Below are 16023 nucleotides of genomic sequence, written 5' to 3' on the forward strand. Positions count from 1 at the left end.
ATTCTGAAAACTCGTCAGTAACTTCAGTGGACATGTCAATCGAAGTGAGTGATGGCCATGGTTCAACTTCCGCGCCGCGGACTCAGATCCCTCACGGTGGTGTCACTGCTCCTCGCCGTGATGTCCGTGGTACTCGGCCCGATCCCCAGCTCCGCGACGGAGTCCGACTCCGGCTGGTGGAACCCGACCGCGCGGCCCGCGCCCGACGCGCAGATCGACGTTACGGGTGAGCCCTTCAAGGGCACTGATGCCCAGGGGCGCGTCAGAGGCTTCGTCGACGCCCACGACCACATCATGTCCAATGAGGGCTTCGGGGGCCGGCTGATCTGCGGCAAGCCGTTCTCGGAGCAGGGCGTCGCCGACGCGCTCAGGGACTGCCCCGAGCACTACCCCGACGGTTCGCTCGCCGTCTTCGACTTCATCACCAAGGGCGGCGACGGCAGGCACGACCCCGACGGGTGGCCCACCTTCAAGGACTGGCCCGCACATGACTCGCTGACCCATCAGCAGAACTACTACGCCAATATCGAGCGGGCCTGGCGCGGGGGCCAGCGGGTGCTGGTCAACGACCTGGTCACCAACGGTGTGATCTGCTCGGTCTACTTCTTCAAGGACCGCGGCTGCGACGAGATGACCGCCATCCGTCTCGAGGCGAAGAAGTCGTACGACATGCAGGCCTTCATCGACAAGATGTACGGCGGTCCGGGAAAGGGCTGGTTCCGGATCGTCACCGGCAGTGAGCAGGCCCGCGAGGTCATCGAACAGGGCAAGCTGGCTGTCGTCCTGGGGGTCGAGACGTCCGAACCGTTCGGCTGCAAGCAGATCCTGGACATCGCGCAGTGCAGCAAGGAGGACATCGACCGAGGCCTGGACGAGCTGCGCGAACTGGGCGTGAGCAGCATGTTCCTGTGCCACAAGTTCGACAACGCGCTGTGCGGGGTGCGGTACGACTCCGGTGCCCTCGGCACGGCCATCAACGTGGGCCAGTTCCTGTCGACCGGCACCTTCTGGAAGACGGAGACCTGCCGGGGCCCGCAGCACGACAACCCCATCGGCAACGCGGCGGCGGCGCAGGCGGAGAAGCTGCTGCCCAGCGGTGTCACCGTTCCCGCCTACGCCTCGGACGCACAGTGCAACACCCGCGGGCTGACCAGCCTGGGTGAGTACGCGGTACGCGGGATGATGAAGCGTCACATGATGCTGGAGCTGGACCACATGAGCGTCAAGGCGGCGGACCAGGCCTTCGACGTCCTCGAGTCCGAGTCGTACCCGGGCGCCATCTCCTCGCACAGCTGGATGGACCTGGGCTGGACCGAGCGGCTCTACAAGCTCGGCGGCTTCGCCGCCCAGTACATGAGCGGCTCCGAGGCGTTCGCCGCGGAAGCCGGACGCACGGACGCGCTGCGCGAGAAGTACCAGGTCGGCTACGGCTACGGCACCGACATGAACGGCGTCGGCGGCTGGCCCGCCCCGCGGGGCGGGGACGTACCCAACCCGGTGAAGTACCCCTTCCGCAGCACCGACGGCGGCTCGGTGATCGACAAGCAGACCACCGGCGAGCGCACCTGGGACTTCAACACCGACGGCGCGGCGCACTACGGCATGGTCCCGGACTGGATCGAGGACATCCGCGTCGTCGGCGGCCAAGGAGTCGTGGACGACCTGTTCACGGGCGCCGAGTCCTACCTCCGTACCTGGGGGAACGCCGAGAAGCACCAGTCCGGCGTGAATCTGGCATCGGGAGCGGCCGCCACGGCGTCCACGTCCGAGTGGTGGAACCCGGCCGTCAGTTTCGCTCCCGGCCGGGCCGTGGACGGAGACGAGGGCACCCGCTGGGCCAGTGAGTGGACGAACGACCAGTGGCTGCGGATCGACCTCGGATCCGCCAAGCCGGTCGAGCGCGTGACCCTCGACTGGGAGGAGGCGTACGCGAAGTCGTACCGCGTCGAACTGTCGCAGGACGACAGGACCTGGCAGACGGCATGGTCCACGACCGCCGGTGACGGCGGCCTGGACACAGCGAGGTTCGCCCGGACTCAGGCCCGCTACATAAGGATCCACGGCCTGGAACGCGGTACGAAGTGGGGCTACTCACTCCAGGAGGTCGGCGCCTACAGCGGCTGACGCCCTCGGGCGCGTGTCCCGGGACGCCACGCCGGCCGGCTCGCCCCGATCCGGCCGACGGCCCGACGTCCCGGGCACCCGCCCACCACCGGGAGCGCCGGCCCCCCCGCGTGGGCGGCAGGGCCGGATCCGGTCCGGCCGGAATCCCGGGTGCCCGGGACGCGGGCCGCTTTGCCCTGACGCTCCCGGCGACCGAGGTGAGCGGGGGCGGGCGGTCCGAGTCCGTGCCGGTCCGGACTGTGTCCCGCTGCGTGAGAGGGGACGCCTTGCCGCCCCCGGGCCCCGGGGTGATGCTTGGGGGCATGGCCGAACAAGCCGGACCCGAGCCTGTCACGGCCGTCAGGCGCGCCCTGCGTCTGCTGGAGACCGTCGGGGAGCGCGCGGGCGAGGCCACCGCGCAGCAGCTCGCCCGGGAGGCGGGGCTCCCCCTGGCCATGGTCCGTGAGCTGCTGCCGGGGCTCGCCCGGGACGGGTTCGTGACGGAGGTGGGCGACGGGATGTACGCCCTTGCCGACGGGGGCACCGGGCCGGGCGAGCGGCGCGACGGCCCGGAGGCGCTGGAGCGTGTGCGCCCCGTTCTCACCGCCTTGCGGAACGATCTGTCGGCAGCCGTCTATCTGACCATGTACGTGGACGGCGAGATCCGGGTCATGGAGATCGCCGACAGCGCCAGGACCCCACGTGTCGACCTCTGGGCGGGTTTCGAGGACGCCGGACACGCGACCGCTCTGGGCAAGAGCGTGCTGCGCGAACTGGACGACGAGGCGCGGGCCGAATACCTGTCCCGGCACTCGCTCACCGGACTCACGCCCCGGACCATCACGCGCCCGGAGGAGCTGATCGAGCAGCTCGACGCCTCGCCCCAGGCGCCGTTCATCATGGACCGGGAGGAGTACGCCCGGGGTACCACCTGTGTCGCGGTGCCCGTGTACAGCGGCGACCAGGTGGGGTCCCTCGGGATCTCCTTCCGCTCGGACCGGATGTACCGGACCACCCACGTCCGGGAAGAGCTGCTGTCCTCCGCGATCCGTGTGTCCAGGAGGCTCTCGCTCCCCGGCTGAGCCGTGGGGGCCGACGGTGTCCGCACCGGTGGGGCGGCGGCCGGAGACTGCCCGGCGGGCCGCGGCCGGAGGGACTGCGGCCCGGCGGCCGTCCAGCGTGCGCGGTCAGGCCCACCGTCCTCCGGTGCCGCACGAGTTGCCGTCCGGGGGTCCGCGCCGCGGGCGACTGTGGCACAGTCGGGCCGTGGACGGACTTCGGCCCCAGGACCCCGCGCGCATAGGCGCCTACCAGTTGCTCGCCCGTCTCGGCGCGGGCGGCATGGGGCAGGTGTACCTCGGCCGGTCTCCCGGTGGACGGCTGGTGGCCGTGAAGGTCATCCGTGACGAGATCAGTGAGCACGCCGACGTGCTGGCCCGGTTCAGACGGGAGGCCGCGACCGTCGAGACGGTACGCAGCGCCTACACGGCCCAGTTGATCGAGGCCTCGCTGGACGCGTCGCCCTACTGGCTCGCCACCGAGTACGTCGCCGGTCCCACGCTCCGCGGCGCCGTGGGTGCCAACGGTCCTTTCCCGCCGGAGAGCGCGCTGGGCCTGCTTGCTGCGCTGGCCGAGGGGCTGGCAGCCGTCCATGCCCACGGCGTCACGCACCGTGACCTGAAGCCGCAGAACGTCATCCTCGCGCCGCAGGGACCGCAGCTCATCGACTTCGGTATCGCCCGGGGACTGGAGCAGACGATCCTGACCCGTGAGGGGATGGCTTCGGGAACGCCCGGATACACCGCCCCCGAGGTATTGCTGCGCAACGAGACGGGCCCGGCGGCGGACATCTTCGCGCTGGGTGCGACCCTCGCGTACGCGGTGACGGGCCGGCCCCCGTTCGGGACGGGGGAAGCGGCGGTCATCGGCTACCGGACCGTGTACGAGGACATCGACCTGGAAGGCGTACGGTCCGGGCCGGCCGCGCTGATCCGCGCGTGCGTGGCCAAGGACCCGGCCCGGCGGCCGGACCCGGCCGCCGTGATCGCCGGGTGCGCGGTGGACTCCCCCTTGGCGTCGGATCCGCACTACCGTGCCGTGGCCCGGGCCGTCGATCCCGTCCCCGTGCCGTGGAACCATGACGGGGACACACGGGCCGCACCCCCGGTGTCCGCGCCGACGGGCGGCGGGCCCGACAAGGGACCCGAGGCGTCCGCCCCAGCACCGTCGTCCGGCGCCACCGCGCGGTCCGGCGGCGCCGACCGGCAGCGCCGTCCGGGCCGTGCGCCGCGGAAGACGGTCTGGCTCGCTGTGTGCGCGGTGGCGCTCGCCGCCCCGCTGACGTTCTGGCTGCTCCCCGAACCGGGGGGCGAGAACCGTGCGACGGGTGGTTCCGACGCCAGCCGCTCAGGGCAGCCCGGCGCGTCCCGGCCGGCCGGCCGGAGCCCCAACACCAAGAGTCCCGGGGGCGGGAGCCCGGACGATGGCAGCCCGGCGGCCGGGCCGCCGGACCACCTGGTGAACGACCGTGTCTCGTACGACCGATGGGTCCTGTCCGAGGACGCGGGGCAGGCCGCCCTGGGCAGTGGCTCCTGTGGTGCGGACGGCTATTCCGGGAACACCCCGCCGGACGGCCTGATGTCCTCCGTCTCGCACACCACCGGATCCGACACCGCGACGGTGGTGATGCGGCCCAAGGGCGCCGGGGAAGGCGGGAAACGGCCGAAGCCCTATTACGTCTCCGTCGGCGTCCGGCCTCCGCACGAGACGGACCGTGCAACGGGCCGGCCGCTCACCACCGTCAGCAAGGGCATCGGCTTCACCAGCAAGCCGGTCGACCTCTACTCCCGCTGGTCCTCCGGCGGCACCGTCGAGCTCCGCTACCCGGCCGACTTCCGGGCCCACTTCGAGGACGGAGCCGTCGACGCCATCCCGGTGGGCGACGACCGGGGCGACTGGACCGTGGTGATCTACCACGTCGAGGGCGGTCCGTCGGCCTACACGTCCGTCGTCTGCAACGGATTCCACGCCTGACATGACTGACACGACTGGCACGCTGTTCCGTGCCCCACAGGCGACCGTGGGGCCCTCGCGGACGGCCGCGTTGCGCGCGCCGTGACGCACCCGAAGTGTCGCGAGTGGCGCCGGCCCCGACGCCCCGCGTGACGCCCGGTCCGCCCCTTACTCGATGACGAGCTCGACCGGGATGTTGCCGCGGGTCGCGTTCGAGTACGGGCAGACCTCGTGGGCCTGCTCGACGAGCTTGCGGCCGGTGGCCTCGTCGACGGACCCGGGCAGTTCCACGCGCAGCGTGACCGCGAGACCGAAGCCCTCGCCCTGCTTGCCGATGCCGACTTCGCCCGTGACGGAGGCATCGGTGACATCGACCTCGGCCTGACGCCCCACGAGGCCCAGGGCGCTCGCGAAGCATGCGGCGTATCCCGCGGCGAACAGCTGCTCGGGGTTGGTGCCCCGGCCGTCGCCGCCCATATCCACGGGAACCGCCAGCTGGAGATCCAGCTTGCCGTCGCTGCTGACGGCGCGGCCGTCGCGGCCGTGGGTGGCGGTGGCGACGGCGGTGTAGATCGTGTCCATGGAAACGGATCCTCTCGAAGGTCAATGTTCCGGCGGCGGTGTCCGGCCGCTTCCCTAGAAGTGAAGCACACAATTAAATTGTGCACAATCAAATCGGGTGCCCCGAGTTATGCTGACCCCATGACCGCAACGCCCAGCCCCGCCCGCACGGCCACGGCCCGCGCCTCGTCCGAGGCCGACTACCTCCGCCTGGACCAGCAGATCTGCTTCTCCCTGAACGCGGCCTCGCGTGCTTTCGGCAGTGTCTACCGGGTACTTCTCAAGGACCTGGGCCTCACCTACCCCCAGTACCTGGTGATGCTGGTGCTCTGGGAACACGGCGAGCTGCCGGTGAAGGCCCTGGGGCAGCACCTGCGCCTCGACTCCGGCACGCTGTCGCCGCTGCTGAAGCGGCTGGAGGCGGCCGGTCTGGTGCGGCGGGAGCGGAGCGCCCGTGACGAGCGCTCGGTGCACGCGCATCTCACGGACGAAGGCACGGCCCTGCGGGAGCGGGCGCTGCTCGTACCCCGCCGGATCGCCGCCGCGACAGGCTTCGACCTCGACGAGATCAGTGATCTGCGGCACCGGCTCGACCGGCTCACGGCCGCACTGGACGAGTCTGCGCTGGAGGAGGGGCCGGAGGAGACGCCCAAGGAGGGAAAGGAGGGACCGGACGGTTCCGGCGGGGGCGGCGAGAAGTAGCGCCGCCTTCCCGCACCGGCCCGTTCCTGCGGCGCGGCTGCCGCGCCCCATGACCCGAGCGGGGAACCCTCACCCGAAGCCGGGGTGGGCCGATGTTCCGGCCGGGCGGTTCAGGCGGCGTACGCGGTGACCGCCAGCGTCCCGGACAACACCTTCCACAACGCCCAGGCGCCCGCACGGCTTGCCGCGCCGCACAGCACGCTCTCCGTGCAGCGGGTGGGGCGGTCCTGCCAGGCGCCCACGACCAGGTAGTGGAAGCCGAGGGTGCGGCTGAACGCGAAGCGGATATGCAGGCCGTGGCCCAGATCGTGGCCGGGCAGGGTCGCGATCTGCAGATCCCGGTTGCCGACAGCCTCCACCCGGACCGGGTTTCCGCCCAGCAGATCACACTCGTCCGCAGGCCGGATCCGGGCCGGACATCCACCGCTCACCGGGAACAGCCAGAAGTTGTCGGTGAGCTGCCGTCGCACGGCATGGGCGCTGGTGAAGGGGTGGAACCCCAGCGAGTAGCTGTACCGGTACAGCCACTTCACGCCGCCGTGGCACCACTCGGGGCCGTCCTCGCAGCCCTCGCGGACGGCGTCATCGCTTCGGAGAGGAAGGGAAGTGCCCGCGTGCGAGGGCGGTGGAAGCGTGGTGAGCGCCAGCGAGACGCCGAGCAGGACGGTCGCGCCGCGACGAGCCGCCGTGCGGGTGAACGCCGGCACGGTACCGCGCCCCGGGGCACCTGCTCGACGGGTCGCTTCCGGAGCGGATCCGGGGGAGACGCCGTACCGGCCGCGGTTCGCCTTCCGCATCAGCACCTCCCGAAGCGCGGTACGAGCCACCTGGACGCTACGTCTCCGCACGGAGTCCGGCATCTCAGTGAGCAGTGATACGGGCGGGAGGCGGGAGAAGGGGCGACGTCGCGTCGGCCGGACGGCTGCCGGGGCCGGTCCCGCCGGCCCCGGTCCCGCCCGTCGCGGCGTTCAGGACGCGAGCCCCAGCGCCATGGCCCCGACGACCGGTGCCGCGTACACGAGCGGGAACGGGATGTGCGTGTACCAGCGGGCGCGGATCACCGTGACAACCGCACCGGCGAAGTACAGCACCAGCCCGGCTCCGGCCAGAACGCCGACGGCCGGCACGAACAGCCCGACGACCAGGCCCACGGCCCCGGCGGCCTTCGCCGCACCCAGCCACGTCCACCAGGAGCGGGGGACGCTGTAGTCGGTCAGGGCCTGGACGACCCACTGGGCGCGGAAGAGCAGGGCGCCGGCCGAGTAGCCGGCCATGGCGGCAGCGACGAGAGTGACGACGACGTGGGCGACGGACATGGTGGATGCTCCTCATCGGGCAGGTGCCGGAGTGATCTCGCCGGCCTCGGTGGCCGGTCCGGCACTGCACTGAAACGCCTCGACGGGGAAACGTGACACATCCGCGAGCATTGTTTTCCGGCGGTTTCGCGCGGCCGTGTCAGCTGCCCAGCCGCGCCAGTACGAACAGGTGCGGTTCGGGCACCGCTGCCGCATGTTCCGGGACGAACAGGTCGCTCTCCCGTGCCAGGACCGTGAATCCGGCTTTCTCCACCAGCGCGGTGAACGCGTCCTCGCCCAGGCTGGTCACCTGGACCGGCTGGCCCATGAACGTGCCGCTCACCCCCTCCAGGTCCAACGGGACCGTGGCCACGGCCAGATGGCCGCCGGGCCGCAGCACCCGAGCGGCCATTCGCAGTACGTCCGCCTGCTCGGCACGCGACAGCTGAAGGAGCGAGAAGTACACGCAGACCGCGTCGAAGCTCGCCTCCTCCAGCGGTAGTTCACGGATGTCGGCACAGCGGAACTCGGCCCCGGGCACCTGCCGGGACGCGATGTCCACCATGACCGGGGAGACATCGACGCCGAGAACCTCGTGACCGGCGTCGGTCAGGGTCTGTGCGGTCGGCCGGCCTGTCCCGCTCCCGACGTCCAGCACACGGCTGCCCGGAGCGAGATGCTCCAGCAGGAGCTCCAGCGAGGCGCGGTGCGCGGCCGAGCCGGCGAACGCGCGCTCGTAGTCGGAACCGAGGGCGTCGAACACCGACGCGGCGGTGAGGTGCTTTTCCGAATCCATCGTGGGATCCCTCCTTCTGTGGCGGTTCCGCTACGGAACGCGTGCGACGGCCACGTGCGGTCCGTTGTGTTCGGGCTCCGCCGGGGGTGTTCCGGGGAACCGCTCAAGGGGCGGGGCGTGTCTCCCGGAACGGCGAGCCGTGTCGTGGATGAGGCGCATTGTCCCCTCGGCGAAGTCTGGCACAGCGAATCCTCGCTGATCAGTAGGTGTTGGGGTGTTCCGGACGGGGTGCCGGGCCGGTGGCCGGCGTCCGGCGCGGCGCGGCCCCTACTGGAGGGCGCGGACCGCCGCACGGAACAGGGCCGGAGCCCCGTGCGCCGCGGGCACGATCATCCGTGCCGTGGCCGGACGCGCCGCCAGAGTCAACAGCCCGCCCGTGAGCATGCGGTGACGACGAGTCAGCCGGTCCCATCGGACCGGATAGTCCTGCGGGCGCCCGGATGCCAGCGCGTCCACCGCCGCACCCGCTGTCGCCACGGCCAGGGCCACGCCCTCACCGGTCAGCGCGTCCACGTAACCCGCGGCGTCGCCGATCAGCAGGACGCGTCCGGCCAGCCGCGCCCGCGCCCGCTGGCGCAGGGGACCGGCTCCCCGTACGGGACCGGCGTCCCGGCCGAGGAGCGTGGCGGCCAGGCGGGGGAAGGAGGCCAGGTGGCTCTCGTACGTACGACGCTCCCCGCTGAGCAGGGCGACTCCCACCAGACCGTCCCCGAGCGGAGTCACGTACGCCTCACCGTGCCGGGACCAGTGAACCTCCACGAACTCCGTCCACGGCGCGACGCGGTAGTGCCGGCGCAGCCCGTACCGGCGCACCCCGCTCACGGGTCCCTCAAGGCCGAGACCGCGGCGGACGGGGGAGTGGAGACCGTCGGCGGCGATCAGCCACCGCGCGGTCAGCCCGCAGGCGGTCACCCGGTCCCGGCCGTGCCGCACCTCGGCGACCCTTCCCGGCACGATGCGCACGCCGAGTTCCACCGCCCGCGCGTGCAGCGTGGCGTGCAGCGCGGTCCGCCGCACACCGAGTCCTGGCGGGCCGCGGAACTCCGCCTCCGCCCGCCGCGCCCCCTCCACGTACCGGATTCCGCGCAGGGGGCGGCCGGACACCTCGACGCCCAGTGCGCGCAGGGCCGTCACCCCGCTGGGCATGATGCCCTCACCGCACGCCTTGTCGACGGGAGCGGTACGCGGCTCCACCACGACCGCCTCCATTCCGAGAGCGGCCGCCCGGATGGCCGCCGCGAGGCCGGCCGGGCCGCCGCCCGCGATCAGGAGATCGATCACGCCGTCACGCCCCCGGCCGGCGGCGTGGAGGCGAGCGCGGCCTCCTCGCACCTGACACGCACGGCCATGAGCACCGCGTTGAGCCCGGTGAAGAGCACCGCGGTCACCCACGCTCCGTGAACGAGCGGCAGTGCGATCCCCTCGGCGGCGACGGCGACGTAGTTGGGGTGGCGCAGCAGACGGTACGGTCCGCCCGTCACCAGCGGCAGACCCGGGACCACGACGACGCGGGTGTTCCAGCGATGTCCGAGAGTGCGGATGCACCACCAGCGCAAGGCCTGCGCGGCCAGCACCCCAGCCACCATGGTCCAGCCGAACAGGGGCGCGAACGACCGGTCCGCCGCCGCGGCCTCGATGAGACAGCCCGCGAGCAGCGCCGTGTGCAGGGCGACCATCGCCGGATAGTGACCTCGGCCCGACTCGGTCCCGCCCCTGGCCAGCGCCCAGCGTGTGTTGCGCAGGGCGACGGCGAGTTCGGCGAGGCGTTCGCCCGCCACGGCCAGTACCAGCGCGGTGTACCAGATCAAGGTGTCCTCCGACCTACCAGCGCAGCAGCACCAGTTCGCAGCAGAATCCGGGGCCCATGGCGATCAGCAGACCGGGCGTACCCCGTTCGGGACGCCGCTGCTCCAGCGTGTCCCGCAGGACGTGGAGCACCGAGGACGAGGACAGGTTCCCCACCTCGGCCAGCGAGCCCCAGGTGATGTCGAGCGCGCCGTCGGGGAGGGAGAGGACATCGGTGACGGCCTCCAGTACCTTGGGCCCGCCCGGATGGCACACCCAGTGGGCGATGTCCTTCGGCTTGAGCCCGTGCCCGGCGAGGAAGTCACTCACATCGCCCGCCAGATAGCGGCGCACGACATCGGGCACGCCCGGGTCCAGCACCACCTTGAAGCCGGAATCGCGGATGTCCCAGCCCATCACATGCCCGGTGTCCGGATACATCCGGCTGCGGGTGGCCACCACCTCGGGCCCTGCGGCGGGCGCCCGGCTCTCACCGAGCGCCACCACGGCGGCCGCCCCGTCACCGAACAACGCGGTCGCCACCAGGTTGGCGGGCGACGCGTCGCCGCGCTGGAAGGTGAGGGAGCACAGCTCGACCGAGAGCAGCACGGCCACGTCGTCCGGCCGGCCGAGCAGATAGTCGTGGAGCCGGGCGATTCCCGCGGCCCCGGCGACGCATCCGAGCCCGAAGACCGGCAGCCGCTTCACATCGGGCCGCAGGCCGAGGCGCTGCACGAGCCGGGCGTCGACGGACGGGGCGGCCACCCCGGTGACGGAGGTGAACATCAGCAGATCCACATCGGCGGGCCGCAGTCCCGCACCCCGCAGCGCACCGCGCAACGCCTCGGTGCCCAGGTCCACCGCCGCGCTGATGAACACGTCGTTGGCATCCCCGAAACCGTTCAGCTCCGGATAGCGCTCCAGCGGCAGCACCATGTTCCGGGTGCGTACCCCGGCGTTCTCGTGCAGCCGGTCCAGGACGCGCCGGTCCGCCCCCGGTGGCAGACAGGTGCGCGCCACCATGTCGGTGACCTCGCGCTGGGTGTGGCGGTAAGGGGCCGGGGCGCCGTGCACGGCGGCGATCCGGGTCATCCGGGGTCCTGCTTCGCGGGCTTCATGGCCCATCCCTGCCCCGCACAGTGGGCAGAACACCGCAAACAACCCGTGCGGCTGTCAGGGCCGCCGTGTCCGGAGTACCTACGATCACGGGATGGGCACTCCCGATCCGTCGCGCGCCTCCACCGCGACCGCGTGGCAGCTCCGCCGCACATCGGGGCTGGCCCGCTCCTGCCATCCGGGGCCGGTGGCCGCGGTGACCGTGACCGCGGGCGCCCTGGGCGCCGGAGCCGGCCTCGACGCGGCCCGCTGCGCTCTGCTGGTCGCCGCCGTGCTGAGCGGTCAGCTCTCCGTGGGCTGGTGCAACGACGCCTTCGACGCCCGGCGGGACGCCACCGCCGGACGCCGGGGCAAACCGGTGGCCGGGGGAGAGGTGAGCCGCGCCACCGTCTGGACGGCGGCAGCCGTCGCCGCCGCGCTGTGCGTGCCGCTCTCCCTGGCCTGCGGACCGCCGGCCGGCACGGTGCATCTGGCGGCGGTGGCGGCCGCCTGGGCGTACAACCTGAGACTGAAGGCCACCGTCTTGTCCTGGCTTCCGTACGTCATCGGGTTCGGTGCCCTGCCCGCCGTGGCCGCGCTGACCCTGCCCGGCCGTCCCGGGCCCACGTGGTGGGCGGTGACGGCGGGTGCGCTGCTGGGCCTGGCGGCCCACCTGGGCGATGTGCTGCCCGACATCGAGGAGGACCTGCGCAACGGTGTGGCCGGCCTTCCGCACCGGATGGGTGCCACCGCGACCCGCCTGCTGATCCCGGTGCCCCTCGTCGCGGCCTCGGCGGTCCTGGCGTTCGGCCCCGCGGGACCGCCCGGCCCCTGGGGGGTGGTGACGTTCGCCGTCGCGGCGCCCGCGGCCCTCGCGGGACTCCTGCTCGCACGGACCTGGCGCAAGGCGCCGCTCGCGGCGGCGGCTGTCGTCGCGGCCGCCGACGTGGCGCTCCTGCTGGTGCGGGGCACCGCTCCGGTGTGATCCTGAGGCGCGCCTTCCGTCCCGCGCCGCTCATCCCGTGCTCCTGACTCCGCGGCCGTCACTCCGCCCGCAGCCAGGCCTCGATCCGGCGGAGACCGGTTCCGGTGAGGCCGAGGCCGGGATCGACGCGGTGGAGCAGGGCCCGCCCGGTGTGGTGGGTGCTCACCCAGCGCCGGTCCCTCTCGGTGATCTCGTCGTCCACCCACACGAAGGGGCGCCCCGCCGCCCGGCGGACGAGGGTGCGCGTCTTCCAGTGCAGCCCCGCCCGTGCGTCCCGTGCGTCCTCGTCCGAAGGCGGGGGCCAGACGACCACAGGGAGTTCGGGCAGCCCGAGCCGTGGAGCGACGACCGCGTTCGCCTCGTCCATCCACGTCGTCGCCCAGACCGGCTCGCACGCGAGCGCGGCCAGCCGGGGTCCGAGCGCCGGATCGATCCTTTCGAGCAGCGGATTCGCCCCGGCCCCCGGCGGACGCGGTCCCGCCGGGTACACCGGATGGCCGCCGGGGCGCGGGCCGAACGGGATGAGGGGGCCGTCGACATCGAGGAAGAGCAGCGGAATTCCGCCGCCGGAACCGGTCATCGCCGCACCGTACAGCCGGCGGTCAGCGACCGCCCGCCACCCGCAGGATCGCTCCGGTCGCGTACGAGGCGTCGTCCGAGAGCAGCCAGGCGACGGCTCCCGCGATCTCCTCGGGCTGTCCCGGCCGGCCCAGCGGGATCCCCGCGGCGGCCTTGTCGGGCCGCTCCGGGTCCGCGTGGAAACCGGTCCGGATGATGCCGGGGGCCACCGCGTTGACGCGGATACCGGCCGACGCGACCTCCTTCGACAGCCCGACGGTCATCGTGTCCACAGCCGCCTTGGCCGCGGCGTAGTGGACGTACTCACCCGGACTGCCCAGCGTGGCCGCGGCCGACGACATGTTCACGATGGCCCCGGCGCCCGACCGGCTCATGTCGCGCACGGCGCGCCGCGCACAGAGGAGATAGCCGACGACGTTGACGTCCAGGGCGCGCCGGAGCCCGGCCGCGTCGGCATCGGCGAGCGGACCCGTCGGGCCGCCCACCCCGGCGTTGTTGACCAGGCCGGTGACCGGGCCGAGTTCCGCCGCGGCGGTGTCGAAGAGCAGGTCGACGGCGGCCTCGTCGGTCGTGTCCACCCGCACCGTGACACAGCGCCTGCCCGCTCCCCGTACGGCCGAGGCGACGCTTTCCGCCGCTGTCGCGTCGGAGCGGTAGCCGAGGGCGATGTCATGACCGTCGGCCGCCAGACGGGCGCAGACGGCGGCCCCGATGCCGCGACTGCCGCCGGTGACCACGGTGACGGGTTGACGGCTCATGCAAGATCCCTCGCTCCTGTGGGGCGACCACGTGACGTCCCCGGTGAGGATCCATCGTAAGCAGCGGTGATCAACTTCCCCTGGGCGGGCCTTCGGTGCCGGGCGGGGACGCCCTGCCGCTCGCTCTCCTCGTGCGGCTTCCGGGCCTTCTCCCGGAGCCGGGGGCCGTCGGCCGGGGCCACGCTGAACGACCGGAGTGATCCGGGCATGGGCACGCTGGCATGATCAGGGGTATGAACGAGCGCATGATCGCCGCGTGTGACGGGGCGTCGAAGGGTAATCCGGGTCCGGCCGCCTGGGCCTATGTGGTGGCCGACGAGGAGGGCAGGCCGCTGCGGTGGGAGGCCGGGCCGCTGGGCACCGCCACCAACAACGTCGCCGAGCTCACCGCCCTGCGGGAACTGCTGGAGTCACTCGACCCTGCCGTCGCGCTCGAAGTCCGGATGGACTCGCAGTACGCGATGAACGCTGTCACCAAGTGGCTGCCGGGCTGGAAGCGGAACGGCTGGAAGACATCGGCCGGAAAGCCCGTCGCCAACCGCGATCTGGTGGCGCGCATCGACTCCCTGCTGACCGGCCGGGCCGTGCGGTTCGTCTATGTGCCGGCCCATCAGGTGGACGGTGACCCGCTGAACGCCCTGGCCGACCAGGCCGCGAGCGAGGTGGCCGTCGCACAGCGCGCGGCGGGCACCTCGCAGGGCTCCGCGGACCTGCCGGTTCCCGCACCCTCCCGCGCCACCGAAGGACGGCGTGCCGGGGGTGCGACGAAGAAGACGGGGAGCACGGCCCGGAGCGGGGCGACCATCCGCGCCAAGTTCGCCGGCCGGTGCCACTGCGGAAAGCCGTATGCGGCCAAGGACATGATCGCCAAGAACGATCACGGCTGGGGCCACCCGGAGTGCCGGACCGCCACCGCCTGATGCGGGGCGCCCGGCCGGGCGCTGTCGTCCTGCCGCGCACCGGGGCACCTCTGATGTGAATGTGCCGGACCCGGATGCGTCGCGGAGATCCCGCCCCCGCACCGGCGCGCGCCTGCCATGAACCGGCCCGGTCCCGGCCGGGTCGTGGTGATCCCGCCCCCGCGCCGGGACGCGCGTGCCATGATGCGGCTCCGGCGGCGCGTCCGAGACGACGCCGGAGCTGTGGGAACGGCGACACGCTGGGGGGGGCGGATGGAAAGCACGGGTGCGGTGCTGCGTGAGCTGCGCGGGGCGCAGAAGCCGGCCAAGGGGGTGTCGCTCTACTCGCGGTACGTGAACCGGCCGGCCGGGCGGATCCTCGCGGCCGTCGCGTTCCGTCTGCATATGACACCCAATCAAGTCACACTGACGAGCGCGGCGTTCACCTTGGCCGCCCTCGCTTCGGTGGCTCTGGTCCGCCCCGGCTGGGGGCCGGCCGTCCTTGTCTACCTGGGCCTGGCCGTGGGCTTCGCCCTTGACTCGGCCGACGGGCAGCTCGCCCGGCTCACCGGCCGGGGCGGGCCGGACGGCGAATGGCTGGACCACGTCGTCGACTGCGCCAAGATGATCCTGGTCCACACCGTCGTACTGATCGCCTTCCACCGCTACTTCGGTCTGCCGTCGGACGGCTGGCTGCTCCTGCCGCTCGGCTTCCTGTTCGTCGCGGTACTCACCTTCTGCGCGGGGCTGTTGCGCGAACAGCTGGGCAGGGCGGCCGCCCGCCCGGCAGGGGGTACGGCCCCGCCCGTCTCCCGGCTGCGGGCCGTCGCGCTGCTGCCGGCCGACTACGGGGTGTTCTGCCTGGTGTTCCTGCTGCTCGGCGACGAGACGGCGTTCCGGACCGGATACGCCGTACTCGCCGTCGTGCACGCGCTGTTCCTGGTGGCGTTCCTGGGCAAGTGGTTCAGGGAGCTGAGAGCGCTCCGGGCGGGCTGACGAGCGTGTCCAGCGCCCGGCGCAGCTGGGTGCTGGACGTGTGCACGGTGTACGGGAAGTACACGACCTCCACGCCGACTTCGGCGAAATCGCGTTCGAGGCGCTTGCCCTTCTCCGTGTCGCGCCAGTCGTCTCCCTTGAAGATGACGTCGAACCTGACCTGCTGCCACGTCTCGACCTTGTCGGGAACGGTCTCGACGAAGGCGGCGTCCACGTACCGCACACTCCGGACGATCTCCAGCCGCTCCGGCAGCGGAATGACCGGCCTGTGGCCCTTGGCGAGTGCGGCCATCTCGTCCGAGACGACCCCCGCGACCAGGTAGTCGCACTGACTGCGGGCATGCCGCAGGATGTTGAGGTGGCCTATGTGGAACAGGTCGTAGACCCCCGGCGCGTAGCCGACCCTGTGCACCATCCGTTCTCTCCCCCCACGGTGTGAACGTGATGTCCGTTTCCC

General features: G+C 72.3%; 17 protein-coding genes. 7 read left to right on the top strand and 10 right to left on the bottom strand.

Translation table 11 applies throughout. The features are described from left to right. Positions 1 to 51 precede the first annotated feature (51 nt). The 3 genes from ACZ4LX_RS08865 (at position 52) to ACZ4LX_RS08875 (ending at position 5136) form a co-directional block, all read left to right on the top strand. Entirely contained in the window at positions 52 to 2124 is a 2073-nt protein-coding gene (locus ACZ4LX_RS08865; protein WP_467642484.1) for a discoidin domain-containing protein, read from the top strand. Positions 2125 to 2426: 302 nt separating this feature from the next. Further along, on the top strand, positions 2427 to 3185 hold the full coding sequence (locus tag ACZ4LX_RS08870; protein ID WP_467642485.1) for an IclR family transcriptional regulator: 759 nt from the start codon (positions 2427 to 2429) through the stop codon (positions 3183 to 3185). A 184-nt stretch (positions 3186 to 3369) separates the two neighbouring features. Next, the gene (locus ACZ4LX_RS08875) at positions 3370 to 5136 is read left to right on the top strand and encodes a serine/threonine-protein kinase (RefSeq protein WP_467642486.1); all 1767 of its coding nucleotides are present in this window, start codon (positions 3370 to 3372) and stop codon (positions 5134 to 5136) included. Between the two features lie 147 nt (positions 5137 to 5283). On the opposite strand, the gene ACZ4LX_RS08880 is transcribed toward ACZ4LX_RS08875, so the two are convergent. Further along, a complete protein-coding gene (locus tag ACZ4LX_RS08880) occupies positions 5284 to 5697 on the bottom strand; it encodes an organic hydroperoxide resistance protein (protein WP_467642488.1) in 414 nt (137 codons plus the stop codon). Positions 5698 to 5817: 120 nt separating this feature from the next. Between ACZ4LX_RS08880 and ACZ4LX_RS08885 the strand changes: the two genes are divergently transcribed. Beyond that, positions 5818 to 6378, top strand: a complete 561-nt coding sequence (locus tag ACZ4LX_RS08885) for a MarR family winged helix-turn-helix transcriptional regulator (protein ID WP_467642490.1) — start codon at positions 5818 to 5820, stop codon at positions 6376 to 6378. 110 nt (positions 6379 to 6488) lie between these two features. Here ACZ4LX_RS08885 and ACZ4LX_RS08890 read toward each other — a convergent pair whose 3' ends face one another. The 6 genes from ACZ4LX_RS08890 to ACZ4LX_RS08915 form a co-directional block, all read right to left on the bottom strand. Further along, on the bottom strand, positions 6489 to 7085 hold the full coding sequence (locus tag ACZ4LX_RS08890) for a hypothetical protein (protein ID WP_467721130.1): 597 nt from the start codon (positions 7083 to 7085) through the stop codon (positions 6489 to 6491). A 261-nt stretch (positions 7086 to 7346) separates the two neighbouring features. After that, positions 7347 to 7694, bottom strand: a complete 348-nt coding sequence (locus tag ACZ4LX_RS08895; protein ID WP_467642494.1) for a DoxX family protein — start codon at positions 7692 to 7694, stop codon at positions 7347 to 7349. Positions 7695 to 7833: 139 nt separating this feature from the next. Then, on the bottom strand, positions 7834 to 8469 hold the full coding sequence (locus tag ACZ4LX_RS08900; protein WP_467642496.1) for a class I SAM-dependent methyltransferase: 636 nt from the start codon (positions 8467 to 8469) through the stop codon (positions 7834 to 7836). Between the two features lie 267 nt (positions 8470 to 8736). Then, positions 8737 to 9750, bottom strand: coding sequence for an NAD(P)/FAD-dependent oxidoreductase (locus ACZ4LX_RS08905; protein WP_467642498.1), 1014 nt, complete (start codon positions 9748 to 9750; stop codon positions 8737 to 8739). Beyond that, positions 9747 to 10277, bottom strand: coding sequence for an isoprenylcysteine carboxyl methyltransferase family protein (locus ACZ4LX_RS08910; protein ID WP_467642500.1), 531 nt, complete (start codon positions 10275 to 10277; stop codon positions 9747 to 9749). Before ACZ4LX_RS08910 ends, ACZ4LX_RS08905 begins: the two co-directional genes overlap by 4 nt. A 13-nt stretch (positions 10278 to 10290) precedes the next feature. Further along, positions 10291 to 11346, bottom strand: a complete 1056-nt coding sequence (locus tag ACZ4LX_RS08915) for a type III polyketide synthase (RefSeq protein ID WP_467642502.1) — start codon at positions 11344 to 11346, stop codon at positions 10291 to 10293. 118 nt (positions 11347 to 11464) lie between these two features. Here ACZ4LX_RS08915 and ACZ4LX_RS08920 point away from each other — a divergent pair, with 118 nt between their 5' ends. Next, the gene (locus ACZ4LX_RS08920; protein WP_467642504.1) at positions 11465 to 12334 is read left to right on the top strand and encodes a UbiA family prenyltransferase; all 870 of its coding nucleotides are present in this window, start codon (positions 11465 to 11467) and stop codon (positions 12332 to 12334) included. A gap of 58 nt (positions 12335 to 12392) precedes the next feature. Here the strand turns inward: ACZ4LX_RS08920 and ACZ4LX_RS08925 are convergent, their stop codons facing one another. Then, positions 12393 to 12914, bottom strand: a complete 522-nt coding sequence (locus tag ACZ4LX_RS08925) for an HAD domain-containing protein (protein ID WP_467642506.1) — start codon at positions 12912 to 12914, stop codon at positions 12393 to 12395. Positions 12915 to 12936: 22 nt separating this feature from the next. Then, a complete protein-coding gene (locus ACZ4LX_RS08930) occupies positions 12937 to 13671 on the bottom strand; it encodes an SDR family NAD(P)-dependent oxidoreductase (RefSeq protein ID WP_467642508.1) in 735 nt (244 codons plus the stop codon). A gap of 233 nt (positions 13672 to 13904) precedes the next feature. Between ACZ4LX_RS08930 and ACZ4LX_RS08935 the strand changes: the two genes are divergently transcribed. Next, entirely contained in the window at positions 13905 to 14591 is a 687-nt protein-coding gene (locus tag ACZ4LX_RS08935) for a ribonuclease H family protein (protein WP_467642510.1), read from the top strand. A gap of 252 nt (positions 14592 to 14843) precedes the next feature. Then, the gene (locus tag ACZ4LX_RS08940; RefSeq protein ID WP_467642512.1) at positions 14844 to 15566 is read left to right on the top strand and encodes a CDP-alcohol phosphatidyltransferase family protein; all 723 of its coding nucleotides are present in this window, start codon (positions 14844 to 14846) and stop codon (positions 15564 to 15566) included. Here ACZ4LX_RS08940 and ACZ4LX_RS08945 read toward each other — a convergent pair. Continuing rightward, on the bottom strand, positions 15535 to 15981 hold the full coding sequence (locus ACZ4LX_RS08945) for an FAD synthase family protein (protein WP_467642514.1): 447 nt from the start codon (positions 15979 to 15981) through the stop codon (positions 15535 to 15537). The two genes, ACZ4LX_RS08940 and ACZ4LX_RS08945, sit on opposite strands and share 32 nt — an antisense overlap. Between the last annotated feature and the right edge of the window lie 42 nt (positions 15982 to 16023).

The sequence above is a fragment of the Streptomyces sp. NPDC026062 genome, assembly GCF_055568375.1.